Here is a 23728-nt window from a genome sequence, read left to right on the forward strand (position 1 = left end):
GCGTTGAGGTAGCCGCTCCACCCCACCGCCACGGCGGCCACCGACACGCCGTACTCCAGCAGCAGGCACCACCCGCACACCCACGCCACCAGCTCGCCCAGCGTGGCGTAGGTGTAGGAGTAGGCCGAACCGGAGACCGGCACCGCGCCCGCCAGCTCGGCGTAGGACAGCGCGGAGAACAGCGCCGCCAGCGCGGCCACCGCGAAGGAGACCGACACCGCCGGACCCGCCACCGGCGCGGCCTGCCCCAGCACCACGAAGATGCCCGTGCCCAGGGTCGCGCCGATCGACAGGGAGGTCAGCGACAGCAGTCCCATGCGCCGGTCGAGCGAATCGGGTGGCTGTCCGACGGGCTTGGTGCGCAGCAGGGGTTTCAGCAGGGACACGACCCCCGACGGTACCTGTCCGCCACGGAGCGCCCGCACCCCGTAGCCTGTCCGCCGTGCGCCTCGTCATCGCTCGCTGCCAGGTCGACTACGTCGGACGCCTCACCGCTCACCTGCCCATGGCGCAGCGGCTGCTGCTGATCAAGGCCGACGGGTCGGTCTCCATCCACTCCGACGACCGCGCGTACAAGCCGTTGAACTGGATGAGCCCGCCCTGCTGGCTCATCGAGGACCCCGGCATGTGGGTGGTGCAGAACAAGGCGGGCGAGAAGCTCATCATCACGCTGGCCGAGGTGCTGCACGACTCCAAGCACGAACTCGGCCCCGAGCCCGGCCTGGTCAAGGACGGCGTCGAAGCCGACCTGCAGAAGCTGCTGGCCGAGCACGTGACCACGCTGGGCGAGGGCTGGACCCTGGTCCGCCGCGAGTTCCCCACCGCGATCGGCCCGGTGGACCTGATGTGCCGGGACGCCTCCGGCGGGGCGGTGGCCGTGGAGATCAAGCGGCGCGGGGAGATCGACGGGGTGGAGCAGCTCACCCGGTACCTGGAGCTGCTCAACCGCGACCCGCTGCTGGCCCCGGTGAAGGGCGTGTTCGCGGCCCAGCAGATCAAGCCCCAGGCGCGGACGCTGGCGGAGGACCGGGGCATCCGCTGCGTGGTGCTGGACTACGACGCGCTGCGCGGGATCGAACCGGACGAGTTCCGCCTGTTCTGAGCCACACCAGGTGCGTCCGCGCACCCCTTGCCCCGGCGGAGATCTCGAACAGTTGGCAAGCGCGCTCCGCGCTGCGGGAGATCAGGTGGAAGCCGCCTTCCACCGAGTTGACCTCCACGCGGTCGCCGTAGGCCAAGCCGTAGCCCGCGACCCTGCCACCGGCTCGTTCACCGTGCTCTTCCACGATGGCGAACAGTCGGGGGGCTTGGTCCTCGGCCATCACGCGCATGATGTGGGCGAACTCTTCCTCGGTGCACAGCGGCTGTGCCGCTACTTCGGCAGGGTCCTCTCCCGGCTTTTTCACGTGCGGACCTCCACACGGCGTAGGAGCGCATCCAGCCGCTCCAGGGACGACCGGCCGCTTCCGAGCGGGATTCGTATTCGGCACCGGCTTGCCCTTCTGTTGTCGATGCGCGTTGCGCTGAATGGCGTCTACCTGCCCGCGGATGTCGGTTCGAAGCTTCGCGGTGTACCGCAACCTGATCGGTGCGCTATTCCGTGTTGATCGTCCGACACTGCTACCGGACTCAGCGTGGGCGTTAGACCGTTCGGGCGGAGTCGCCCGGAAAGGGGGCCATATGGCGAGGAGTGGCCAGAAACAGGGGCCACAATGGTGACGTCCCGCCTACTCACCCGTCAGGATGATCCTATGCGCGAGCCGACGAGCATCGGGGAGTTGCTGCGCCGGCTTCGCGCTGGCGCTGGGCGCTCGCAGAGCGAGCAAGCCGATGTGCTGTCCGAACGTGCCGGTCGTGCGGTCACTCGCAATGAAGTGTCTCGCTGGGAGACTGAAAAGCGGATGCTGACGCCGTACTGGCAGCAGCATTACGCCGACAGCTTCGGTATTCCCGTGGGCATTGTGAAGCGAGCGGTTGCGGCCGCCAAGGCCAGGCGTCGGCTTGAACAGCGAGAGCACCACGGAGGAGATGACGTGCAGCGGCGAGAATTTCTTGGAGCGATGGCAGGGTTGGCAGTGACCCTGCCAGGTGTTGCGCGGTCAGAGGTGGGCTCTCGACTGGGCGTGGGCGACGTGCGGATGATGCTCATGCGCACTGCCAGGCTCCGCCGCCTGGACGACTACCTCGGTGGTGCCGACACCGTTCACCTCTACGCCACCGAGCTGGCGGCAACCACGAAGCTGGTGCGCGAAGCCAGTTGTACGACTGCGGTCCGCAAGGCGTGCACGGCAGTCATCGCCGAGCAAGCGCAGCTCGCTGGGTGGGCGGCCTTCGATGCCGGGATGCACGACGTAGCGAAGCAGCACTACACCACCAGTTTCGCGGCGGCCAAGGAAGCCGAGGACGCAGCTCTAGCCGGCAACGCCCTCGCGTTCCTCGCCTACCAACAGGTGACCGTGGACAAGCCGAACGTCGAGACGGCTACCGCCTCGTACGCCATCGCGGAGCGGCAGGCCACGCCGAAGGTTCGAGCCCTCCTGCTGGAGCGGATGGCGTGGACGCACGCTGTCGCCGGTCAAGCCGACGCTGCTGATCGTGCCTTGGCTGAAGCTGCCGAAGTGGTTCACCAGCGGGATGAACGCCCTGAACCTGACTGGGTCTTCTGGGTGGATGAAGACGAGATCAAGATCATGGCCGGTCGGTGTTGGACGCAGCTCCGGCGTCCGCTTCGCGCCGTGCCCGTCTTGGAGGATGTGCTCAGCCGCTACGGCGACACTCATGCTCGCGACAAGGCGATGTACCTGACGTCGCTGGCTCACGCCTACCTCGATGCGGGGGAGGTGGAGCAGGCCGCGACCATCACGGAGCGCGCCGCGCGACTGGCAAGCGGAGTGGGGTCGGTGCGGCCTGCTGAGAAGATCCGGAAGGTAGTCCGGCGGTTGAAGCCGCACCGCTCGTTGCCGATGGTGTCCAGCGCGATCGAGACCGCAGGTCTACTGGCTACTGCTCAGGTGTGACCGTTCGACGCAGCCAGGCGAGGTAGTCCTCGGAGGCCGCGACGAGCGGCAGGGCAGTCACCTCGGGGTTGTCCCAGGGATGTTCACGGCGAAGGTGCGCCTCCAGCGCTGGGTAGCGCTCGGTCGTGGTTTTGAACGTCACCTGCCACTCCTCGCCTTCACCTTGTTCGTCCAGGTGCCAGAAGAACGACGTCACCGGACCGGACACCTGGGCGCTTGCCGCCAAGTGGGCGGCCACGGCAGAGCGAGCCAGGTCTGCTGCGGAGTCACGGTCGGCGGTTGTCGTGGTTACCTGCAGGCCGTCAGTCATGCGAACAGTGTATGCGCGAGAATTACCGCGATGAAATATGCGGCAAACCCGATCGGGTAAATGTAGTTGGCAAAGTGCGGGTCTGAGTGGACAGTCAGGATAAAAGGGCTTTCGCTCGGGCTGTGATCCGAATTGCCTGCTCCGGTGCGGGTTCTGGTGAAGTGCCGCTTGGTTAGAATCTTGGGTGGCAGTTGGACGCTGGCGGAGGACCGGGGGATTCGCTGCGTGGTGCTGGACTACGACGCGCTGCGCGGGATCGAACCGGACGAGTTCCGCCTGTTCTGAGCGGCACGCGCCTTCTTCGCGGCTACTGTGGCCCGAACGCGCCGTTTTCGAGCGCGTGGAGGAACGACACCCACCGGCGGGACTTGAAGCGCAGCACCGGTCCCGTGGGGTTCTTCGAGTCGCGCGCGACGACCGCGCCGTGGACGGGAGCTACCTCGACACAACTCGCGCCGTTGCCGCTGTAGCTGCTCTTCCGCCACGGCGCGCCCGACAGACCTGCCTCACCCATGGTCTTCCTCCTCGCTGCTGTCGCTCTCGGCCACGAACGCTCGTTGTGGTGTCCATGGTCGGGGTAGTGGGTGGAAAATTGGCGGACGCGAAGGACCCGGCACTGCCCTTATGCTCCGGTGGCGGGCGCTCCCGAGCGTCGACGAGTTCATCCGCGCGGTTGGTGGCGAAGGGGACTTGGGTGGGGACGCTCAGCGTTGACGAGCTGGTCGGCCGGGACGAATGGGAGTCGGTCATCGAGACCCGGCGACGCCCCTTCGTGGTCTACAAGTTCGCCGCCACCCTCGACGGTCGGATCGCCGCCGAGGACGGCACCAGCCAGTGGATCACCAGCGCCGAGAGCCGCGCCGAGGTGCACCTGCTGCGCGCGGGCTGCGACGCGACGGTGGTCGGCTCCGGCACCCAGCGGGCGGACAACCCCAACCTCGCCGTGCGCGGTAGCGACGATCCGCGACTCGACCTGTCGATCGTGGACAACCCGGAGCGGCAGCCGCTGCGGGTGGTGATCGACAGCAATGCCAGGACGCCGCGTGACGCCAACGTCTGCAACGACGCCGCGCCCACGCTGATCGTGGTGGCCGAGGACGCCGACGCCTCGCACCTGGACGGGGTGGCCGAGGTGCTGCGGGTCAGGCGCGCCGACCGGGGGCTCGACCTCCACGACGTCCTGGCGGAACTGCTCGCCCGAGGGGTGCGCGGGGTCTTCCTCGAAGGCGGGCCGACGCTGGCGGGCAGCTTCATCGCGCGGGGGCTGGTGGACCGGGTGGTGAACTACGTGGCTCCCGCGCTTTTGGGCTCGGGCAAGAGCGGCCTGCAGGACGCGGGCATCCGCAGCATGTCCGACATCCTCCGGCTGGAGCTGGTCGACGTGGCCAGGTCCGGGAGCGACGTGCGGCTGGTGGCGCGGCCGGTGCGGCGCTAGGTCGCGTCGGCAAGTACCACCGGAGGTCGCGAACGCTCGGTTCGCGGTGTCGGAACGCGCGACTCGCGGTGCGTGAGCGCGCGACTCGCGGGTGGGGGAAGCGGGCGCGGTGGAGGGTCACTCGGTGGGGGGAACGTGCCGTGAGCAGGGGTTTAGGCGCGGGTAGCCATCTCCGGCGGAGATCGTCCAACTGGTCTACGGTCCGGTGCGCCGGGTCAACATCGGTGTGGCGTAATGTCCGCTGTTGGGGCTTGTTGTTCGATCCTGCGAACAGGGAGGTGGGCGAAGGTGCCCGTGCTGGCCGAGGCGGATCTCCGGTTGGACGCCGGACCGCTGGACTACGCGTTGCTCGCGGTCTACTTCGTCGTCGTGCTCGGCATCGGGTTCCTGGCCCGCCGGTCGGTGTCCACGAGCCTGGACTTCCTGCTGTCCGGGCGCTCGCTGCCCGCGTGGGTGACCGGCCTGGCGTTCATCTCCGCCAACCTGGGCGCGATCGAGCTGCTGGGCATGGCCGCCAACGGCGCGCAGTACGGCATGCCGACGGTGCACTACTACTGGATCGGCGCGATCCCGGCCATGGTGTTCCTCGGCCTGGTGATGATGCCGTTCTACTACGGCTCCAAGGTGCGCAGCGTCCCCGAGTTCCTGCGCCGCCGCTTCGGCACCGGCGCCCACCTGGTCAACGCGGTCAGCTTCGCCGCCGCCCAGGTGCTCATCGCGGGCGTCAACCTCTACGCGCTGGCCTCGCTGCTGAACCTGCTGCTGGGCTGGCCGATCCCGCTGTCGGTGGTCATCGCCGCGGCGATCGTGCTGGCCTACACCACGCTGGGCGGCCTGTCCGCCGCCATCTACAACGAGGTGCTGCAGTTCTTCGTCATCGTCGCCGCGCTGCTCCCGCTGACCCTGGCGGCCCTGCACAAGGTCGGCGGCTGGCAGGGCCTGGTGGACAAGGTCACCGCGGGCCCCGGCGGCGCCGAGCAGCTGTCGGCCTACCCGGCGACCGAGCTGACCGGCTTCCAGAACCCGGTGCTCAGCGTCATCGGCATCGTCTTCGGCCTGGGCTTCGTGCTGTCGTTCGGCTACTGGACCACGAACTTCGCCGAGGTGCAGCGGGCGCTGTCGGCCAAGAGCATGTCGGCGGCCAAGCGCACGCCGATCATCGGCGCCTACCCGAAGGCGCTGATCCCGGCGATCATCATCATCCCCGGCATCATCGCCGCGGTGGTGGTGCCGGAGGTGCAGGCGCTCAAGGCGGGCGACGCCAGTTCCGGGGTGGTCTACAACAACGCCCTGCCGCTGCTGATCCGCGACCTGCTGCCCAACGGCATGCTGGGCATCGCCATCACGGGTCTGCTGGCCTCGTTCATGGCCGGTGTCGCGGCGAACGTGTCCTCGTTCAACACGGTGTTCACCTACGACCTGTGGCAGGACTACGTCCGCAAGGACCGCCCGGACGAGTACTACCTGCGGGTCGGCCGCCTGGCCACCATCGGCGGCACCATCGTGGCCATCTTCACCGCGTTCCTGGCGGCGGGCTACGGCAACATCATGGACTACATCCAGGCGCTGTTCTCGTTCTTCAACGCGCCGCTGTTCGCCACGTTCATCCTGGGCATGTTCTGGAAGCGGATGTCCGCGGCGGCGGGCTGGGCGGGCCTGGTGGCGGGCACGCTGGGCGCGGTGCTGGTGTTCGTGCTGGCCGAGACCGGCGTGCTCGACCTGCCCGGCCAGGGCGCCAGCTTCCTGGGCGCGGGCGTGGCGTTCGTGGTGGACATCGTGGTCAGCGTGGCGGTGACCATGGTGACCAGGCCGGTGCCGCAGGAGCGGCTGGTGGGCCTGGTCTACAGCCTCACGCCCAAGGAGGACCGCAAGCACTCCACCACCGGTGAGGACGCCGGGTGGTACCGCTCGCCCGCGCTGCTCGGCGGCGGTGTGCTGGTCCTGACCGCCGTGCTCAACATCATCTTCGGCTGAGGGAGGTCATCGTGGCGCGCAAAGCCGGGTTGTTCGACCTGCGACTGGTCATCGCGATGCTGTTCGCCGTGTACGGCGTGGTCCTGGTGGTGGTCGGACTCGGCTTCACCGACGAGGCCGACCTGGCCAAGGCGGACGGGTGGAACGTCAACCTCTGGTCGGGGGTGGGGATGCTGGCGCTGGCGGCGGTGTTCGCCGCCTGGACCGCCCTGCGCCCGATCGTGGTCCCCGACGACGCGGAGGCCGAGTCCCGGCGGACGTCCTAGCGGACGCGGCGGGGGTGGTGCGGGTACACCGGGTTGAAGGCCTCGACGGTCCAGGTGTCGAGCCTGCGGATGGCGCGCCGGATTCGGGTGCGCATGGAACTCCTCTCCTCGCGGGGTCTTCACCCGGTACAGCGAAGTGACCTTCTGAATCGTTCCCGAAGGCCACCGTGAGGAGGAACACGGGGTTGTGACCACGAATGGCGCAACCGGTCGCTACCGTGCACGTCGTGCCCCGTCTCGTCGCCGCCCTGCTGGGCGCCCTGCTCGTCCTGGCCGGTTGCGCAGGCGCTGACCTGAGCAAGCAGCGGTTCCCGCGCACCACCATCCCGGCGGGCGCGGAGAACGCGGGCGACCCGTCCGGCGTTCCGGCCACCACCGCCGCCTCGGGCCAGCCCGCGGACCCCGCCTTCGCGCCGGACAGGCTGCGGCTGACCGACCCGTGCGGGCTGCTCGACCACGAGGTGCTCCAGCGCCTGGGCAAGCCGGCCCAGGAGGAGACCCCCAGCGGGTTCAGCCGCTGCTCCAACTTCATGGAGGACAAGGCGGGCAAGGACCTCGCGGTCACCGTCGAGGTCGGCCAGACCATGACCGTGGAGCTGCGCAACGCCGACAAGCAGATCGCCGGCCTGCGCGCCGCGGAGCAGGAGCTGGACGGCAGCGCCTGCTTCGTCTCGGTGATCACCCAGGACAACCCCGGCCTGGGCATCACCGTCCAGATCGGCTACAAGGACGGCGACGCCTGCGCGCCGGGCAGGCTGGTCGCCGAGTCGGTGGTGCAGCGGATCAAGGCCCGCGCGGCCACCCGGACCGCGCCCAAGGGCTCGCTGCTCACCCTGGACCCGTGCGCCCTGCCGGAGCGCGCGACGGCCGAGGCCGCGGTGGGCGCGGGCTTCCGCTACTACCCGTACGGGCTGCACAACTGCTCGTGGGTCGCCCAGGACCGCGACCGGGAGCTCGGCGTGGACTTCCGGCAGGGCTTCGTCCCCGAGGACAACAAGTTCGACGACGCGCAGACCGAGGTCGACCTCGGCGGCGGGCTCAAGGGCTACCAGGTGCAGGAGACCGGGGCGTTCCCGTCCTGCTCGGTGAAGTGGGTGCAGCGCACGTCGGGCAGGAACCAGGGCGAGCTGGTCGAGGTCAAGTCGGCGGGGCCGAAGAAGACCGAGTTCGACCGCTGCGCGACGGCGGTCGGGTTCGCCCAGGCCCTCGCGGCGAAGATCCCCAGGGCGTGATCGAGGGCTGACAGCCCGCCGAAACACCCGTTACCGTTGGGTAACACCCCTGTGCTCCCCAGGAGGGCCCCATGACGCGAACCGCTGCCGCCAGCACCGCGCGACCGGATGACGAGCAGCAGCGGTTCGCCTCGCTGGACCCGCGCACCGGCGAGGTCGTCGGCCACCACCCCGTGCGCACCGAGGCCGAGGTCGTCGAGGCGGTGCGCCGCGCCCGGTCCGCCGCCGCGTTCTGGGCGGAGCTGGGCTTCGACGGCCGCCGCGCGCGGCTGGACGCCTGGCGCAGGCTGCTGGTGCGCAGGCTGGCCGAGTTCCAGTCGCTGGTCTGCGCCGAGACCGGCAAGTCCGCCGACGACGCGCGGATCGAGCTGGGCCTGGTCGTGGACCACCTGCGCTGGGCCGCCAAGCAGGCGGCCAAGGTGCTGGGCAGGCGCAAGGTCGCCTCCGGCCTGCTGATGCACAACCACGCGGCGACGCTGGAGTACCGGCCGCTGGGCGTGGTCGGCGTGATCGGGCCGTGGAACTACCCCGCGTTCACCCCGATGGGGTCGATCGCCTACGCGCTGGCCGCGGGCAACGCGGTGGTGTTCAAGCCCAGCGAGCACACCCCCGGCGTGGGCGAGTTCCTGGCCGGGACCTTCGCCGAGGTAGTGCCGGAGTTCCCGGTGCTGCAGGTGGTCACCGGCTTCGGCGAGACCGGCGCGGCGCTGTGCCGGGCGGGCGTGGACAAGCTGGCGTTCACCGGCTCGACGCCGACCGGCAAGCGGGTCATGGCCGCCTGCGCCGAGTCGCTGACCCCGGTGCTGGTCGAGTGCGGCGGCAAGGACCCGCTGATCGTGGCCGAGGACGCCGACGTCCGGGCCGCCGCCGAGGCCGCGGTGTGGGGCGGGATGTTCAACTCCGGCCAGACCTGCGCGGGCGTGGAGCGGGTGTACGTGGCCGAGGCGGTGGCCGACGAGTTCATCGCGCTGGTCACCGAGAAGGCCCGCGCGCTGCGGCCCGGCGGGGAGCCGGACGCCGACTTCGGCCCGATCACCATGCCGCGCCAGGTCGAGGTGATCGGCGCGCACGTGGCCGACGCGCTGGAGCGCGGCGGCCGGGCCGTGGTGGGCGGGCTGGAGTCGGTCCGCCCGCCGTACGTGGAGCCGGTCGTGCTGGTGGACGTGCCCGAGGACGCCGCCGCGGTCACCGAGGAGACCTTCGGGCCGACCCTGGTGGTCAACCGGGTCGCCGACGCCGACGAGGCGGTCCGGCGGGCCAACGCGCTGCGCTACGGCCTGGGCGCGGCGGTGTTCTCCCGCCACCGCGGCGAGGAGCTGGCGGGCAGGCTGCGCTGCGGCATGGTGGCGGTGAACTCGGTGCTGGCCTTCGCCTCGGTGCCCGCGCTGCCGTTCGGCGGCGTGGGCGACTCGGGCTTCGGGCGCATCCACGGCGAGGACGGCCTGCGCGAGTTCACCTACGCGCACGCGGTGACCCGCAAGCGCTTCGGCACGCTGCTCGACCCGATGACCTACGACCGGGGGCCGCGCACCGTCCGCCACGTGCTGCGGCTGATCCGCGTCCTCTACGGCCGCTGACCCGCGCCGGGGTCGGCTTTCGCGACACTCCGGTGTCCCTCCACTACTCCAGGTCACTGACCTGCTGTTTTGCCGTGCTCGTGACGGCGACTCCGGCTTTCGGGGGTGTCCGGTGTGGAGTAGGAATGGAGGTGATCAGAGTCGATCGGAGGCCGCCTTGAAGAAGATCATCAACGATCCGTCGACCGTCGTGGCGGACGCCCTGCGCGGCCTGGCCGCGGCGCACGGCGACCTGCTGGACGTGCGGCACGACCCGGCGGTGGTGCTCCGCGCGGACGCCCCGGTGCCCCGCAAGGTCGCGGTGATCTCCGGCGGCGGGTCCGGCCACGAGCCGCTGCACGGCGGGTTCGTCGGTCGCGGGATGCTCGACGCGGCGTGCCCCGGCGCGGTGTTCACCTCGCCCACCCCCGACCAGGTGCAGGACGCCGTGGCGCGCACCGACGGCGGCGCGGGCGCGCTGCTGATCGTGAAGAACTACACCGGCGACGTGCTGAACTTCGAGACCGCCGCCGAGCTGGCCGCCGCGGACGGCGTCGAGGTCAGGACCGTGGTGATCGACGACGACGTGGCGGTCCAGGACTCCACCTACACCGCGGGCAGGCGCGGCGTCGGCGGCACCGTGCTGCTGGAGAAGCTGGTCGGCGCGGCGGCCGAGCGCGGGGTCGACCTGGACGGCTGCGAGGCGCTGGCCCGCCGGGTGGTCGGGCAGGTGCGCTCCATGGGGCTGGCGCTGACCCCGTGCACCGTGCCGCACGCGGGCGAGCCGAGCTTCACCCTGGGCGAGGACGAGATGGAGCTGGGCATCGGCATCCACGGCGAGCCTGGCCGCCGCCGGGTGCCCGCGGGCACCGCCGACGAGATGGTGCGGGCGCTGCTGGAGCCGATCCTGGAGGACCTGCCGCTGGCCGAGGGCGACCGGGTGCTGCTGTTCACCAACTCCATGGGCGGCACGCCGCTGATCGAGCTGTATGTGGCGCACGGCATCGCCGAGCGGCTGCTGGCCGAGCGCGGCATCCGGGTGGAGCGGCGCCTGGTCGGCCCGTACGTCACGAGCCTGGAGATGCAGGGGATGAGCCTGACGCTGCTGAAGCTGGACGACGAGCTGGTGGAGCTGTGGGACGCGCCGGTGCACACCCCCGCGCTGCGGTGGGGTGTCTGATGGGGTGCACGGCGGCGGACGTGGCCGACGCGCTGCGCGCGGCGGCGCGGGTGGTGGCCGAGCACCGCGACGAGCTGGTGCGGCTGGACCGGGAGATCGGCGACGGCGACCACGGCGAGAACCTCAACCGGGGTTTCGCCGCGCTGGTGTCCAAACTGGACGAGAACGTGCCCGCCTCGCCCGGCGGCGTGCTGCGGTTGGCCGCCACGACGCTGATCTCGACCGTGGGCGGCGCGGCGGGACCGCTGTACGGCACGGCGTTCCTGCGCGCCGCCACGTCCGTGGGCGACGCGGCCGAACTGGACGCCGAGGCCGTCGCCGGGGCGCTGAGCGCGGCGCTGGAGGGCGTGGTGGCGCGCGGCAAGGCGGAGGTGGGCGACAAGACCATGGTGGACGCGCTCACCCCGGCCGTGGTCGCGGCGCGGGCGGCGGCGTCCGGCGGGGTGCGGGACGTGCTCACCGCGGCGGCGGAGGCCGCCGAGATGGGCGCGGAGTCGACCGTGCCCCTGGTGGCGCGCAAGGGACGCGCGTCCTACCTGGGGGAGCGCAGCGCGGGGCACCTGGACCCCGGCGCGCGCTCGACGTCACTGCTGCTGCGCACCTTCGCCGGGGGTGCCGGGTGATCGGGCTGGTGGTGGTCTCGCACAGCGCCCTGCTCGCGCGGGGCGTGGCCGAGTTGGCCGGGCAGATGGCCCCGGACGTGCGGATCGAGCCGTCCGGCGGGGACGGCTCGGGCGGGCTGGGCACGGACTTCCTCGACGTCGGCCGGGCGATCGGCGCGGCCGACTCGGGCGACGGCGTGGTGGTGCTGTTCGACCTGGGCAGCGCCCGGATGGTGGCGGAGATGGCCGCCGAGGAGCACGCGGGCGAGGTGGCCGTGGTGGACGCGCCGCTGGTCGAGGGCGCGGTGGCGGCGGCGGTCGCGGCGCAGGGCGGCGCCGCGCTGGCCGCCGTGGCCGAAGCCGCCACCACCGGTGCGGCTCCGGCTGGTGCGGCTCCCGGTGGCGACGGGCCGTCGGGGGTGCCCGCCGCGACGGCCGTGACGGCCGAGGTGCTGCTGACCAACGACGTGGGCCTGCACGCGCGGCCCGCCGCGCTGCTGGTGCGGGCGCTGACCGGGCTGGACGCCGAGGTGGTCGTGCGGTTGGGGGAGCGGTCGGCGGACGCGCGCAGCGTGATGGCGCTGATGGCGCTGGGCGCGGTGGGCGGCCGGCGGGTCGCGGTGGAGGCGACCGGCGCGGACGCGGCCGAGGCGGTGCGGCGGGTCGAGGAACTGGCCGCGCGCGGCTTCGACGACTGACCCCGCAGCGGGTCAGGGCAGTTCCAGCGCCCTGATGACCGGGTCGACGTCCAGCTCGGGATCGGCGGTGCGCGCGGCGCGCAGCGCGCCGATCAGCACCGCCACGAGCATCTCCACGACCGTGTCGGTGTCCAGCGGGTCCGCGCTGGTCAGGTGGTCCCTGGCGAGCTGGTCGGCGGCGGTGGCGTAGAGCCGGGCGGCCAGGCGGACCGCCGGGCGCTCGAAGTCCAGGCCCAGGTTCCGGCACAGCTCGCGGTGCCCCTGGTCGCGGACGTCGTCGAACTCCTCGGACTCCGGGGCGGGCGGGCGCAGCACCAGGTGCAGCGCCACGTCCCGGTGGTCGGCCAGGTAGGCCAGGTGCGCGGCGTGGGAGCGCCTGATCCGCCTGCCCAGCGGGATCTCGGGGTCGTCGCAGTGCAGCGCGAGCACCTCGCGGCCGATCTGGCACAGCACCTCCTGGTAGAGGCCCTGCTTGCTGCCGAAGTGGTGGAAGACCAGGCCGTGCGCGACGCCCGCCGCCCTGGCGATGTCGGCCGCCTTGACGTCCTCGTAGGCCGAGGCCATGAACAGCTCCCTGGCCGCCGCGAGCACCTTCTCCCTGGTCTGCGCCGCGGCTGCCTGGCGGCGGGTCGGCGTGGTGGACGGCACTGACTGCTCCTCTGCGTGCTCGGGCCGTCATCCTAACAGTCATTGACTCCCAGTCAGTGAGTACTGGTGCCGCGGTGGCCGGACTGCTACGTTGACCGCAAGTCACTGATTGGAAGTCAACAAAGGAGACGGCGATGTCCGAAGTCCTGATCACCGGCGCCACCGGCACGGTCGGCGGCCTGGTGCTGGAGGAGGCGCTGCGCAGAGGTGTCCGGGTGCGCGTGCTGGTGCGCGACAAGCAGCGGGCGAAAGGGCTGTCCGACGCCGTGGAGGTGGTCCAAGGCGACCTGAGCGACCGCGAGGCGGTGCGCGAGGCGCTGCGGGGCACGCGGGCGGCGTTCTACGTCTCCCCGCACGAGGCCGACGAGGTCGAGCTGGGGACGATCTTCAAGGAGGAGGTCGAGCGCGCGGGCGCGCGCCTGGTCTTCGCGGGCTTCCACGTCCAGGACCCCGACCAGCGCCAGGCGGCGGCGCGCGCCATGCCCGCGTACGAGCCCAAGTTGCGGATCGCCGCCGCGTTCGCCGATTCGGACACCCGGCCCGTGCTGGTGAACCTGACCAACTTCGCCCAGAACGACGAGATCTTCCGCGAGGACATCCTCAACGGCGTCTTCCCGACGCCGCTGCACCCCGGCGGCGTCAACCGGGTCGACCTGCGCGACGCGGCGGAGGTGGTCGTCACCGCGCTGGCCGACCCGGACTTCCCCGCGGGCTCCTACGACGTCGTCGGGCCGGAGTCGCTCAACGGCGAGCAGAGCGCGCGGATCTGGGCGGAGGAGCTGGGCAGGCCGGTGCGCTACACCGGTGACGACCCGAACTGGCGCGAGGCGCTCGTGGCGCGGTTGTCCGGGCGCAAGCTCACCGACTGGATCAGCAGCTTCGAAGTGCTCGGCTCGGCGCCGATCCCGACCGACCCGGCCCAGGTGCGGGCCGTTACCGAACTGCTGGGCCACCCGCCGCGCTCGTTCCGCGACTACGTCCGGGACACCGTCGCCCACTGGCGCTGACCGCGTCTGCAAGTACTACCCGACGCCTCCAGGCGGGCCGGTAACTACTACCCGGCCTCCTGGACGCGCGGTTCGCGCTCCCTGCATCGTTCACTTGTTCGATACCGATGGTGAAGCTCACGGCTGCGCAACGTGACGACCGTGCGATAGTCGCCTGAAGTTACCGCCTGGTAGCCACTCCGTCCGAGTGGGAGGTATCGCCATGACGCGTCAGTTCGGCACCGTCGGTGTCGTCGGCCTCGGCACCATGGGCGCGGGCATCGCCGAGGTGTTCGCCCGCACCGGGCTGGCGGTCGTCGCGGTGGACGTGGACGACGAGGGCGTGACGCGCGGCCGGTGCCACCTGGAGCAGTCCACCGGACGCGCGGTCGCCAGGGGCAAGCTGGACGAGGCGGGACGCGCCGAACTGCTGGGGCGCATCACCTGGGGCACCTCCCTGGACGCGCTGGCGGGCTGCGACCTGGTCGTCGAGGCGGTGCCGGAGCGGATGGAGCTCAAGGCGCGCGTCTTCGCCGAGCTGGACCGGGTCTGCGGCCCGGACACCGTGCTGGCGTCCAACACCTCCTCGCTGTCGATCACCGAGCTCGGCGTCCACACCGGACGCCCCGACAAGGTCGTCGGGATGCACTTCTTCAACCCGGCCCCGGTGCTCAAGCTGGTCGAGGTGGTCAAGACCGTGGTCACCGAGCCGGACGTGGTCGCCGACGTGGTGGCGCTGGTCGAGCGGCTGGGCAAGAGCCCGGTGGTCATCGGTGACCGCGCCGGGTTCATCGCCAACGCGCTGCTGTTCGGCTACCTCAACCACGCGGTGCGCATGTACGAGGCGCGCTACGCCACGCGCGAAGACCTCGACGCGGCCATGCGGCACGGCTGCGGCTACCCCATGGGGCCGCTGGCGCTGCTGGACCTCATCGGCCTCGACACCGCCTACGAGATCCTCGACACGATGTACCACCAGTCCCGCGACCGGCTGCACGCCCCCGCGCCGCTGCTCAAGCAGATGATCACCGCGGGCCTGCTGGGCCGCAAGAGCGGGCGCGGCTTCTACACCTACGACGGCGTCGACTCGCCCACCGCCGTGCCGGACGCGCTGACCCCCGTCGCCGCCGAGGAGGACGTCCCGGCGCGCGAGGTGCGGCGGGTAGGCGTGGTCGGCACCGGCACGATGGCCACCGGCATCGCCGAGGTGTTCGCCAAGCGCGGCTACGACGTGGTGCTGCGCGCCCGCACCGAGGCCAAGGCGCAGGCCGCCGTGGCCAAGGTCGGCAAGTCCCTGCACAAGGCGGTGACCAGGGGCAAGCTGACGGCGGCCGACCGGGACGCCGCGCTGGCCAGGATCACCCCCGCCGCGGACTTCGAGCGGCTGGCCGACTGCGACCTGCTGGTCGAGGCGGTCGCCGAGGACCTGGCGGTGAAGAGGGCGGTGTTCCAGGCGCTGGACGAGGTGTGCAAGCCCGGCGCGGTGCTGGCCACCACCACGTCCTCGCTGCCGGTCATCGAGTGCGCCGCGGCCACCTCGCGCCCCGAGGACGTGGTGGGCCTGCACTTCTTCAACCCCGCCCAGGTGATGAAGCTGGTCGAGGTGGTGGAGACCATCTCCACCGCCCCCGAGGTGGTGGCCACCGCCCGGCGGGTGTGCCTCGACCTGGGCAAGCACCCGGTGCACTGCGGCGACCGCGCGGGCTTCATCGTCAACGCGCTGTTGTTCCCCTACCTCAACGACGCGGTGCGGATGCTGGAGGCCCACTACGCCGGGGCCGACGACATCGACAACGCCATGAAGGTCGGCTGCGGCCTGCCGATGGGGCCGTTCGAGCTGCTGGACGTGGTGGGCCTGGACGTCTCGCTGGCCATCCAGCGCACCCTGTACCTGGAGTTCCGCGAGCCGGGGTTCGCGCCAGCGCCGCTGCTGGAGCACCTGGTGACCGCCGGGCGGCTGGGCCGCAAGACCGGCAAGGGCTTCCGGGACCACACCTGATGCGCGGGCCCGCCGGGGCGTTTGACATCGTGGACCCATGCGGCGTGTGGTGATCTCGCTCCTGGTGGCGGCGCTCGGCGTGACGAGCGCCTGCTCCTACACCGTCAACGGCACTCCGGTCTCGGCGAAGGCGCTCGACGTGGACCCCCCGTTCTCGTCGCAGCCGTCCGCGCCCAGCACGACGAAGCGCCCGGCGGGGGACGGGTCGGTCGGCGACATCTGCTCGCTGGTCGGGTGGGGCGACCTGCCCTACGACGTGCGGGACAAGAACGCCAAGCCCACCGAGACCGACTACGACGCGACGTTCGACCAGTCGTGCAAGTGGCAGACCAGCGTGGGCGACCTGGACGTGGGCGTGACCCTGCGGTTCCGCGAGGGACGGCCGATCTCGCTGGACCAGAGCAACGGCGAGTTCCAGGTGGGCGACCGCAAGGTCACCTACTTCGACCGCACCACCGACCCCAGCGTGCAGCCCTCCTGCGTGCTGGTCATGGACTACGCGGGCGGCGGCGTCGGGATCATCGTGATCGACGGCTCGGCCCGGTTCGGCCCGATCTGCGACCAGGGCAAGAAGGTCGCCGAGGTGCTGCTGGCCAAGGAGCCCAACGGCTGACCGGGACCGGTCAGCCGCCGCAGCACCCACCGCCGCAGCAGCCCCCGCCACCCCCGCCGCTGGGCGCGGTGGCCTTGCCGCCGAGCCCGACCATGGACAGCAGCTTGACCGTGTCGTCGTGGCCGTGGGGGCAGGTGGCGGGCGCGGTGGACTCGCTCATGGGGCGCTGCACGTCGAAGGTGGACCCGCAGGCCCGGCAGCGGAACTCGTAGGTCGGCACGGAGGTATTTTCCCCGCTGACCGACCGCCGACGCCAGTGCGGGCGCTCACGCCGCGGGACGGTGGCGATCACCGCCGGTGCGCGGGCTACCGTGGTGTCCCGTGCCCCGCCGCAACCGCCCGAAGCGCACCGCCGAACCGACCCCGCCCGGCGGGCACGGCTGGGCGCGGGCCGAGTCCGCCGCCGACGGCGAGTGGCTGGTGCGGACCGTCTCCGGCGCGGCGACCACCAAGACCTACCGGTGCCCCGGCTGCGACCACGAGATCCGGCCCGGCACCCCGCACGTCGTGGCCTGGCCCGCGGCGGAGTACGGGTCGGTCGAGGACCGCAGGCACTGGCACCAGGGCTGCTGGTCCGCGCGCGGCCGTCGCGGCCCCACCAGCCGCCGCTGGTAGGCGGGCCGTGAGCGAACCGGTCCCGATCACCGCGAACACCGTCCTGCCCGCCCGGCGGGAGGCCGTCACCCTGCTCACCGAGGACGGGTTGCGGCTGGTCGGCGAGCTGTCCCTGCCGCTGGGGCGCGAGCCGCTGGCCACGCTGGTCCTGCTGCACCCGCTGCCCACGCGCGGCGGCATGATGGACTCCCACCTGCACCGCAAGATCGCCTGGCGGCTGCCCGCGCTCGCCGGGGTGGCGGTGCTGCGGTTCAACACGCGCGGCACCGCGAGCGAGGCGGGGCGCAGCGAGGGCCGCTTCGACGACGCCGTGGGCGAGCGGTGGGACGTCGCCGCGGCGCTGGCGCACGTGACGCGCCTGGGTCTGCCGGACGTGTGGCTGGTCGGCTGGTCCTTCGGCACCGACCTGGCGCTGATGCACGGGTGCGACCCGGCGGTGCGCGGCGCGGTGCTGATCTCGCCCCCGTTGCGGTGGAGCGGTCCCGAGCACCTGCGCGCGTGGGCGCGCTCGGGCAAGCCCGTGGTGTGCCTGGTGCCCGAGCACGACTCCCACCTGCCCCCGGAGCCCGCCCGCCGCCGCTTCGGCGCGGACCTCCCGACCGCGCGGGTGGTCGACTTCCCCGGCGCGAAGCACCTCATGGTGGGGCGGGCCGAGGAGGTGCTCGACGCGATCGTGTCCGCCGTCCTGCCCCAGGTGCCGACCCCGCTGCCCCGCACCTGGTCCGGCCCGTGCGAGCGGCGCCAGGTCACCATCCACACCCCCTGAACCGAGCGTCCGGACACCGCGAACCGAGCGTTCGGGATGCCGGGTAGTGGTTACCGGCCCCGGCGGAGGTGTCGGGTAGTACTTGCAGGCGCAGCTCGGGGGGTGGGGTGCGGTCTAATTCCAGCTGGGTTGCCACTCGACGCCGGTCGGCCGTCCACCCCCGGAATTCATGTACTCGTGCGCGGCCCGGCGTGCTTCGGCGAGCGGGATCTCCGCGTCCACCGGGAATTCGGTGTCCGAACCGGTGAAGTAGTAGAGGGGAGGGCGCTCGGCGGTGTCCGGTCCCCTGCTGATGCAGGCGTCAGGGGCATCGGGGCCTGAGTAGTACAGGACTCCGCGACTGGTGCGGGCGTCCAGCCCCACGTCGAGGATGGCGTGGCCCGGATCGCCGTGGACGAGCAGTTGGACGGTGATGGGCGCGTTCCACCCGACGACGGTGTCCAGCACGGCATCGAGTTCGGCCGGGGTGCGGACGACCGTAGGCCCGGTGGCTTTCCGGTCGTACCAGGCGTCTAGCGCCACCACGGGCGAGCACCTCCTGCGTATCGCTTGCGGATGGGTTCCCCTTGTTCGGTCGTGCCGTGCACGGTGATCGTCGCTCCTTCCGGGAGCAGGATCGGCACGAGGGTGTCACAGCCGAAAGGACCGGCGCACGGCTCGTTGTTGATCAGGACCGTCGCGTGCCGGATTCCATCGCGGACCATGCGTGCGGCGAGTTTGATCTCCACGTCTCCGGTCCTGGCTGACTTCCGCGGCATCCCCATGTCGCGTAGCCGTCTGTCCGCCTCAGCGGCATCATCGTCACGGCCGCTGACAACCGGTTGCGCAGTGCCGTCCGCGCCCAGCAGGTAACCGCGCGTCTTCTGGCCCGTTCCGGGCATGACGGGTGGCGGGAGTTCACGCCGCAGTCGCTCGACCTGTTCCACAGGAACTGCGGGTGGGTTGCCGCTATCCGGCTGTCGAACCGAGGGCGGTTGCGGTTGTCGAGGCGCGCTGTTGTCGGCAGACAAACGGTCCGCGATGTTCTCGGCGTCTTTCACAGCCGCGTTGAGCAGTGGCCACAGATGGCCCTTGCACCCGTCCACTACCCGTTGGAACGCGGCGAGGACCTGCGCCATGTCGGGTTCGAGGCAACGCGCGCCCGCCAACGCGCGGGCCACCATGTCGTGTGCTTCTCGGGTCAGGTCTTCCACCTGTTCCAACGCCACCCGCGCTTGGATGCCCTTCGAACACGCGGCCCGAATGCGTGCGGTGACCTCCTTGAGCGACGCCACTCTCGCTACACGCCCACGAAGTCCGCGAGCCTGCGCAGGTCGCCCTTCACCGAGCGTCGTTCGCGCCGGAGCATTCCGCGCAGCATCGAGTGGACCCGCCCGGTGAAGAGGAGTTGTTCGGGAGCGGACGCCCTGGCCAGGTTCAGCGCGTCCAGCGCTTCGCGGTCGCGCCGTCGCAGGTAGTGCGCCCAGGCGACGGTGATCAGGTGCGAGGTCCGCCGTTCGGACAACTCCTCGGGCAGGTCGTCGTGCGGCACGCGCTCGGCTTCCGAGACGGCCGCTTTCGGGTCGCCCAGTTCGAGGGCCAACCACACGCGGTGAATGGCGATGTTCGTGGGGCCGAAGGCGAGCCAGAAGTCATTCCGGTCCCCGGTCTTCTCCGCGGCGCGGGCCGCTTCGGCCAGGTAGTCCCGCGCCGCCCGGTGGTCGCCGAGCGTGGCCGCCCCGACGGCGCCTTTCAGCATGAGCGATCCGTACATGCTGTAGGACTGCGGGGAATCGAGGTGAGGGCGCAGGGCGTCCGCCGCCGCTACCGGGGCGTCGGTCGATTCCGTCAGGCGGCCCGTGTGGCGCAGCACGACGGCCAGTCGCCACGCCCCACCCGCGACCAGGAGGCGATCACCGGATTCCTCGGCGGCGTGCATCGAGCGCTCGGCGGCGATCCACGGCAGGTGCGGCTCGCCCAACCGGTCCAGCATTCCGGAGCTCACCCGGTACACCAGCGCTTGGAGCTTGGTGGCCGTGCGCTTCTGCTCCTCGTTCTCGGCGGAGTGCACCAGGTGCCAGGCGTCCGCGATCATGTCCGGAACGAGCGGGGCCATCTCGGACCACCGCTCGGTCTGCGAGTGCGCGAACGCTTTCTCCACGCGAATGCGGAGGTGCTCCGGCGAAACGGGCGTTCGGTCGGGTTCACCGATCAGCGTGGCTATTCCGTTGTAGCGGAGCATCGCGGCTTCGATGGCCGGAACGACGCTCGGGGCGGTGCCGAGGGAGTCCTCCCGCTTCGCCGTTGCCCGGAATGGCCCTGGCAGCAGCGTCGACGGGGGAATTCGCAGCGCATCGGCCACGGTCACGATGGTGGACAGCTTGTCCACCTCGCGCTTGCCGTTCTCGATTTGCCTGAGCCACTCGGTCGTGCGCCCCCCGACCAGGGCGCACAGCACTTCCTGGGTCATCCCCTGCCGCTTGCGGTAGTAGGCGATGCGTTCGCCCACGGTCGCCTCGGTGTCCGGCCGCATGAGTCGAGGATACCCATTCTCGACTAGCCGAAAGGAAGCCCAAAAGATATTTGGGGGCGTCGCGGAAAGCGGTCCTAGTGTCCCCGTCGAGTGGAATCGGAAACGGCCGGCGTCAATCTGAAAGAAATTCGTGGTGGCGGGTGAAGAGGAGTGCCGGAGGAGCCGCCGCGAATCGGATGGCGCTCAGCGCTCCAGTGGGAGGAAGTCATGAGGACAACCGCGTCAACACCGCCGTTGTCGATCGGCCGCGCCGACAACCGGGGGCGGTACGTCAGCCGCCTGCCCGTGCCCTACGTGACAGCGTGGTCGGCTGAGGAGGTGGACAGTTCCGCCGTGGTCCTCCTCCCCGACGGCCAGGGGATCGGTTACCGCGATGAGACGCCCTTGGACCGCGACGAGCGGGGTGTCCTGCTCAAACGCACCCCTGACGCGCCGAACCGGGGCAAACCGGAGTTCGGCGTCGTCCACGCCGCTCGTCAGCGCCACGCCATGTCGCACCTCCTCTGCCAGGTGTGCGGCAACCCGGCGGACACCGACGAAGGGGGCACGCTCTGGCTGCTCCAGGACCACCGGGCGGACTGGTCCGGCTGGCCCGTTGGCATGGCCTGCACGGAACCACCCGTGTGCGAGGAGTGCACCGCCCTGGCCGCCCGCTCGTGCCCGGCCCTGCGCAGAGGTCACGTCCTGCTTCGCGTGCGCAGCGCACCTCTCGTGGGAGTGCGCGGAACCCTGTGGGGCCGATCCCCTCTCGGCGTCCCCCGAGCGGTCGACACGATCACCACCACCTTCGAAGACCCCCTGATCCCGTGGGTCCTCGCGTTCTACCTGGTCCGCCAACTGCGGCAGGCCACTTTGATCACCTGAACCCCCGGTCGGGCAGCCGTGCGGTGGTCACCGGCCTCACGGGGACGTCACGGTGAGCAGCAGCGGCACGCCCGCGCCTTCCCGGGCGGCCAAGTCGGCGAGGAAACCACCGAGCCAGCCGATCGCGTCCAGCGACCACTCGCTCAGCGTGCCCCGGAAGGTCACGCGGTGATGCGGAGGACCGGACCAGAACGTGTCCGGCAGGGGCGGAGGCGCCGGAACCCGTTCGGCCAGGGACTCGCACCGGAAGACGTTCTGGTCCAGTTCGCCCAGCAGGCGGTGAACGCGTCGCGCCACGGCGGGGACGACCGGGTCCTGGCCGCTGTCCAGCGTGACGTGCACCGGCGTCGCGGATCGCACGTCGTCGAACCAGGCCGCGGTGGACAGCGACGGCATCCGGGCGTGCTGGGGGCGGGCCGAGACGTCCAGGCTCTGCGCGGGCAGCAGCACCTGCGCCGACTGGAGCCTCAGCGCGCCGAGCCGCGCGGTGACGTCACCGGCGCAGCGCAGAAACGGCTGCACCGGCAACGGCCTGTCGCCGGGCACCGAGTCGACCCCCACCTGGAACCACGTGACGAGCGAGGACCCCGGCGCGGCGAGGGGGTGCTCCCGCCCGGCGTCGTTCATGCCCCACAGGCTGTCGAGCCAGCCCATCGCCAGCGCCCGGTCGTGGAACTGGCCGTAGGGGTCGCGATCGGTGTCCGGAGCCCGGTCGGGACGCGGCGTCAGCTCGCCGTAGAGCGCGGCGAACAGGGTTCCCGCGACCCCGTGAGAACCCGGTGCCAGCCCTGGGCGGGCCTCGTCACTTCCCAACGGACTTCCTCCACGAGTCGAGCGTTTCAGGATGCCGGGTAGTAGTTACCAGCCCCGGCGGAGGCGTCGGGTGGTACTTGCAGGCGAGAATTCGGGGCATGGACTTGCCGCTGGTGCTGCTGCACGCGTTCCCGCTGGACTCGCGCATGTGGGACGGGGTGCGCGAGCGACTCGACCCGATCACGCCCGACCAGCGCGCGCAGGGCGAGCCGGACCTGGCCGCCGCCGCCCGGCGGGTGCTCGACCACCTGGACGAGCGCGGGATCGAGCGGGCCGTGGTGGGCGGCTGCTCGATGGGCGGCTACGTGGCGATGGCGCTGCTCAGGCAGGCGCCGGAGCGGCTCGCGGGCCTGGTGCTGGCGGACACCCGCGCGGGCGCGGACACCGAGGAGGCGAGGGCGAACCGGCTCGCGGTGGCCGAGCGCGCCGAGGCGGAGGGCGTCGGCGAGTGGCTGGCCGGGACGGTGCCCGCGCTGCTCGCCCCGACTTCACCCGAAGAGGTGAGCTCACGGGTGCGGGGCTGGGTGCTCGACCAGGACCCGGCGGACGTGGCGTGGGCGCAGCGCGCGATGGCCGCGCGACCGGACTCCACCGAGCTGCTGCGGGCCGCGCGGGTGCCCGCGCTGGTGGTGGTCGGCGAGCACGACGGCCTCACGCCGCCGCGGCAGGCCCGCGAGTTGGCGGACCTGCTGCGGGGTGAGCTCGTCCAGCTGCCGGGAGTCGGGCACCTGGCACCCGTCGAAGCGCCGGACGCCTTCGCGGACGCGGTGCTGGACTGGCGTCAGCGCTTGGCGCTCTGAGCCTTCGGCGGGGTCGGGCGGGGCATCTTCTGGGTCGGCCCGTCCGGTCCCGGCCTGACCTCGGTCTTGGCGTCGGCCTTGACCTCGGCCTTGGCGTCGGGCTTGGGGTCGGCCTTGGCGCGGGGGGTCTCCAGCTCCACGGTGGCCCCCACCTCCGACGGCTGCGCGGCAGGAGCCTGGGCCGCACTCTGGGCCGGAGCCTGCTTGGGCTGCGGCTTGGCGGCGGGCGCGGGCCGGGCGGCCTGGGGCTGGCCGGCCTGGGCCTGGCCAGTCGGTGCCTGGCCGGCCGGGGCCTGGCCCCTGGTGGGCTGGGGGCGCTCCTCCTCCAGCGGGTCCAGCAGCGGCGTCACGTCGTGCAGCGCCGCGCGGACCGAGTGCAGCTGCTGCGACAGCCGGTTGCGCAGCTGCTTGAGCGCGTCCACCTTCTGGGTGGCCTGGGTGACCCGGCGGTTGGCCTCCTCGGTGGCCTCGCGGACCCGCCGGTTGGCCTCGTCGGTCGCCTCCTGCACGCGCGCGGTGGCCTCGCTGATGGAGTCGTGCCGCCTGCGGTTGGCCTCCTCGGTGGCCTCGCGCACCAGCCGCTGGGCCTCGGCGTTGGCGGCGGCCTGCTCCTGCGCGACCTGGGCGCGGATGCGGGCGGCCTCGTCGGTGGCTTCGCGCACCAGCCGCTGGGCCTCGGCGTTGGCGGCGGCCTGCTCCTGCGCGACCTGGGCGCGGATGCGGGCGGCCTCGTCGGTGGCTTCGCGCACCAGCCGCTGGGCTTCCGCGTTGGCGGCGGCCTGCTCCTGCGCGACCTGGGCGCGGATGCGGGCGGCCTCGTCGGTGGCCTCGCGCAGCCTGCG

At 71.6% G+C, this 23728-nt stretch carries 26 protein-coding genes and 2 pseudogenes; 18 read left to right on the forward strand and 10 right to left on the reverse strand.

Annotated features, from left to right (window positions below):
- On the reverse strand, positions 1-386 hold a 386-nt coding region (locus tag IEZ00_RS36400), incomplete at its 3' end, for an amino acid permease (RefSeq protein ID WP_229795327.1).
- A 56-nt stretch (positions 387-442) separates the two neighbouring features.
- Here IEZ00_RS36400 and nucS point away from each other — a divergent pair.
- Positions 443-1102, forward strand: coding sequence for an endonuclease NucS (gene nucS, locus IEZ00_RS08725; RefSeq protein ID WP_189222680.1), 660 nt, complete (start codon positions 443-445; stop codon positions 1100-1102).
- Between the two features lie 649 nt (positions 1103-1751).
- Complete coding sequence (locus tag IEZ00_RS08730) at positions 1752-3017, forward strand: helix-turn-helix domain-containing protein (RefSeq protein WP_189222681.1); 1266 nt, start codon at positions 1752-1754, stop codon at positions 3015-3017.
- Here IEZ00_RS08730 and cutA read toward each other — a convergent pair.
- Positions 3001-3327, reverse strand: coding sequence for a divalent-cation tolerance protein CutA (gene cutA, locus IEZ00_RS08735; protein WP_189222682.1), 327 nt, complete (start codon positions 3325-3327; stop codon positions 3001-3003). The two genes, IEZ00_RS08730 and cutA, sit on opposite strands and share 17 nt — an antisense overlap.
- A 192-nt stretch (positions 3328-3519) precedes the next feature.
- Here cutA and IEZ00_RS08740 point away from each other — a divergent pair.
- A pseudogene (locus IEZ00_RS08740) lies at positions 3520-3612 on the forward strand (endonuclease NucS); the annotation flags it as partial.
- A 22-nt stretch (positions 3613-3634) separates the two neighbouring features.
- Here the strand turns inward: IEZ00_RS08740 and IEZ00_RS08745 are convergent.
- Complete coding sequence (locus tag IEZ00_RS08745) at positions 3635-3841, reverse strand: DUF397 domain-containing protein (RefSeq protein ID WP_189222683.1); 207 nt, start codon at positions 3839-3841, stop codon at positions 3635-3637.
- A 180-nt stretch (positions 3842-4021) separates the two neighbouring features.
- On the opposite strand from IEZ00_RS08745, the gene ribD reads away from it, so the two are divergent.
- The 8 genes from ribD to dhaM all read left to right on the forward strand — a co-directional run bounded on the left by ribD (position 4022) and on the right by dhaM (position 12270).
- A complete protein-coding gene (gene ribD, locus IEZ00_RS08750) occupies positions 4022-4762 on the forward strand; it encodes a bifunctional diaminohydroxyphosphoribosylaminopyrimidine deaminase/5-amino-6-(5-phosphoribosylamino)uracil reductase RibD (RefSeq protein ID WP_229795329.1) in 741 nt (246 codons plus the stop codon).
- A gap of 288 nt (positions 4763-5050) precedes the next feature.
- Positions 5051-6736 carry a sodium:solute symporter family protein gene (locus IEZ00_RS08755; protein WP_189222684.1) on the forward strand — a complete coding sequence of 562 codons (1686 nt, stop codon included), beginning with the start codon at positions 5051-5053 and terminating at the stop codon, positions 6734-6736.
- Positions 6737-6747: 11 nt separating this feature from the next.
- Complete coding sequence (locus IEZ00_RS08760) at positions 6748-7002, forward strand: hypothetical protein (protein ID WP_189222685.1); 255 nt, start codon at positions 6748-6750, stop codon at positions 7000-7002.
- Positions 7003-7229: 227 nt separating this feature from the next.
- Positions 7230-8234 carry a DUF3558 family protein gene (locus IEZ00_RS08765; protein ID WP_189222686.1) on the forward strand — a complete coding sequence of 335 codons (1005 nt, stop codon included), beginning with the start codon at positions 7230-7232 and terminating at the stop codon, positions 8232-8234.
- Positions 8235-8305: 71 nt separating this feature from the next.
- Positions 8306-9811 carry an aldehyde dehydrogenase family protein gene (locus tag IEZ00_RS08770; RefSeq protein ID WP_189222687.1) on the forward strand — a complete coding sequence of 502 codons (1506 nt, stop codon included), beginning with the start codon at positions 8306-8308 and terminating at the stop codon, positions 9809-9811.
- A 157-nt stretch (positions 9812-9968) separates the two neighbouring features.
- Positions 9969-10970, forward strand: coding sequence for a dihydroxyacetone kinase subunit DhaK (gene dhaK, locus IEZ00_RS08775; RefSeq protein ID WP_189222688.1), 1002 nt, complete (start codon positions 9969-9971; stop codon positions 10968-10970).
- On the forward strand, positions 10970-11593 hold the full coding sequence (gene dhaL, locus IEZ00_RS08780) for a dihydroxyacetone kinase subunit DhaL (protein WP_189222689.1): 624 nt from the start codon (positions 10970-10972) through the stop codon (positions 11591-11593). Before dhaK ends, dhaL begins: the two co-directional genes overlap by 1 nt.
- Positions 11590-12270: a dihydroxyacetone kinase phosphoryl donor subunit DhaM gene (gene dhaM / locus IEZ00_RS08785; RefSeq protein ID WP_189222690.1), complete on the forward strand. Its 681-nt coding sequence runs from the start codon at positions 11590-11592 to the stop codon at positions 12268-12270. The genes dhaL and dhaM overlap by 4 nt, the downstream gene beginning before the upstream one ends.
- Positions 12271-12282: 12 nt before the next feature.
- Here dhaM and IEZ00_RS08790 read toward each other — a convergent pair whose 3' ends face one another.
- The gene (locus IEZ00_RS08790) at positions 12283-12918 is read right to left on the reverse strand and encodes a TetR/AcrR family transcriptional regulator (protein WP_189222691.1); all 636 of its coding nucleotides are present in this window, start codon (positions 12916-12918) and stop codon (positions 12283-12285) included.
- A 134-nt stretch (positions 12919-13052) separates the two neighbouring features.
- Here IEZ00_RS08790 and IEZ00_RS08795 point away from each other — a divergent pair, with 134 nt between their 5' ends.
- The 3 genes from IEZ00_RS08795 to IEZ00_RS08805 all read left to right on the forward strand — a co-directional run bounded on the left by IEZ00_RS08795 (position 13053) and on the right by IEZ00_RS08805 (position 16516).
- Positions 13053-13925, forward strand: a complete 873-nt coding sequence (locus IEZ00_RS08795; protein ID WP_189222692.1) for an NmrA family NAD(P)-binding protein — start codon at positions 13053-13055, stop codon at positions 13923-13925.
- A gap of 202 nt (positions 13926-14127) precedes the next feature.
- The gene (locus IEZ00_RS08800) at positions 14128-15903 is read left to right on the forward strand and encodes a 3-hydroxyacyl-CoA dehydrogenase family protein (RefSeq protein WP_189222693.1); all 1776 of its coding nucleotides are present in this window, start codon (positions 14128-14130) and stop codon (positions 15901-15903) included.
- Between the two features lie 37 nt (positions 15904-15940).
- Positions 15941-16516 carry a DUF3558 family protein gene (locus tag IEZ00_RS08805; RefSeq protein ID WP_189222694.1) on the forward strand — a complete coding sequence of 192 codons (576 nt, stop codon included), beginning with the start codon at positions 15941-15943 and terminating at the stop codon, positions 16514-16516.
- Between the two features lie 10 nt (positions 16517-16526).
- On the opposite strand, the gene IEZ00_RS08810 is transcribed toward IEZ00_RS08805, so the two are convergent.
- A complete protein-coding gene (locus IEZ00_RS08810; RefSeq protein WP_189222695.1) occupies positions 16527-16736 on the reverse strand; it encodes an FmdB family zinc ribbon protein in 210 nt (69 codons plus the stop codon).
- A gap of 101 nt (positions 16737-16837) precedes the next feature.
- Between IEZ00_RS08810 and IEZ00_RS08815 the strand changes: the two genes are divergently transcribed.
- Together IEZ00_RS08815 and IEZ00_RS08820 are read left to right on the forward strand one after the other, a co-directional pair.
- Positions 16838-17131: an Rv1322 family protein gene (locus IEZ00_RS08815; protein ID WP_189222696.1), complete on the forward strand. Its 294-nt coding sequence runs from the start codon at positions 16838-16840 to the stop codon at positions 17129-17131.
- Positions 17132-17138: 7 nt separating this feature from the next.
- On the forward strand, positions 17139-17897 hold the full coding sequence (locus IEZ00_RS08820; protein WP_189222697.1) for an alpha/beta hydrolase: 759 nt from the start codon (positions 17139-17141) through the stop codon (positions 17895-17897).
- Positions 17898-18011: 114 nt separating this feature from the next.
- On the opposite strand, the gene IEZ00_RS08825 is transcribed toward IEZ00_RS08820, so the two are convergent.
- From IEZ00_RS08825 to IEZ00_RS08835, 3 genes are read right to left on the reverse strand one after another with little or no spacing between them, the layout of a single operon-like run.
- Entirely contained in the window at positions 18012-18422 is a 411-nt protein-coding gene (locus IEZ00_RS08825) for an Imm1 family immunity protein (RefSeq protein ID WP_189222698.1), read from the reverse strand.
- Entirely contained in the window at positions 18410-19171 is a 762-nt protein-coding gene (locus IEZ00_RS08830) for a DddA-like double-stranded DNA deaminase toxin (RefSeq protein ID WP_189222699.1), read from the reverse strand. The genes IEZ00_RS08825 and IEZ00_RS08830 overlap by 13 nt, the downstream gene beginning before the upstream one ends.
- 5 nt (positions 19172-19176) lie before the next feature.
- Entirely contained in the window at positions 19177-20409 is a 1233-nt protein-coding gene (locus tag IEZ00_RS08835; RefSeq protein ID WP_189222700.1) for a helix-turn-helix domain-containing protein, read from the reverse strand.
- A 207-nt stretch (positions 20410-20616) separates the two neighbouring features.
- Here IEZ00_RS08835 and IEZ00_RS08840 point away from each other — a divergent pair, with 207 nt between their 5' ends.
- Positions 20617-21273 carry a hypothetical protein gene (locus IEZ00_RS08840; protein WP_189222701.1) on the forward strand — a complete coding sequence of 219 codons (657 nt, stop codon included), beginning with the start codon at positions 20617-20619 and terminating at the stop codon, positions 21271-21273.
- 36 nt (positions 21274-21309) lie between these two features.
- Here the strand turns inward: IEZ00_RS08840 and IEZ00_RS08845 are convergent, their stop codons facing one another.
- Positions 21310-22086, reverse strand: coding sequence for a hypothetical protein (locus IEZ00_RS08845; protein ID WP_229795331.1), 777 nt, complete (start codon positions 22084-22086; stop codon positions 21310-21312).
- Between the two features lie 98 nt (positions 22087-22184).
- Here IEZ00_RS08845 and IEZ00_RS08850 point away from each other — a divergent pair, with 98 nt between their 5' ends.
- Entirely contained in the window at positions 22185-22886 is a 702-nt protein-coding gene (locus IEZ00_RS08850; RefSeq protein ID WP_189222702.1) for an alpha/beta fold hydrolase, read from the forward strand.
- On the opposite strand, the pseudogene IEZ00_RS08855 reads toward IEZ00_RS08850, so the two are convergent.
- Positions 22868-23728, reverse strand: a pseudogene (locus IEZ00_RS08855) (chromosome segregation protein); the annotation flags it as partial. The gene IEZ00_RS08850 and the pseudogene IEZ00_RS08855 sit on opposite strands and share 19 nt — an antisense overlap.

Source organism: Saccharothrix coeruleofusca, assembly GCF_014648515.1.
GTDB lineage: Bacteria > Actinomycetota > Actinomycetes > Mycobacteriales > Pseudonocardiaceae > Actinosynnema > Actinosynnema coeruleofuscum.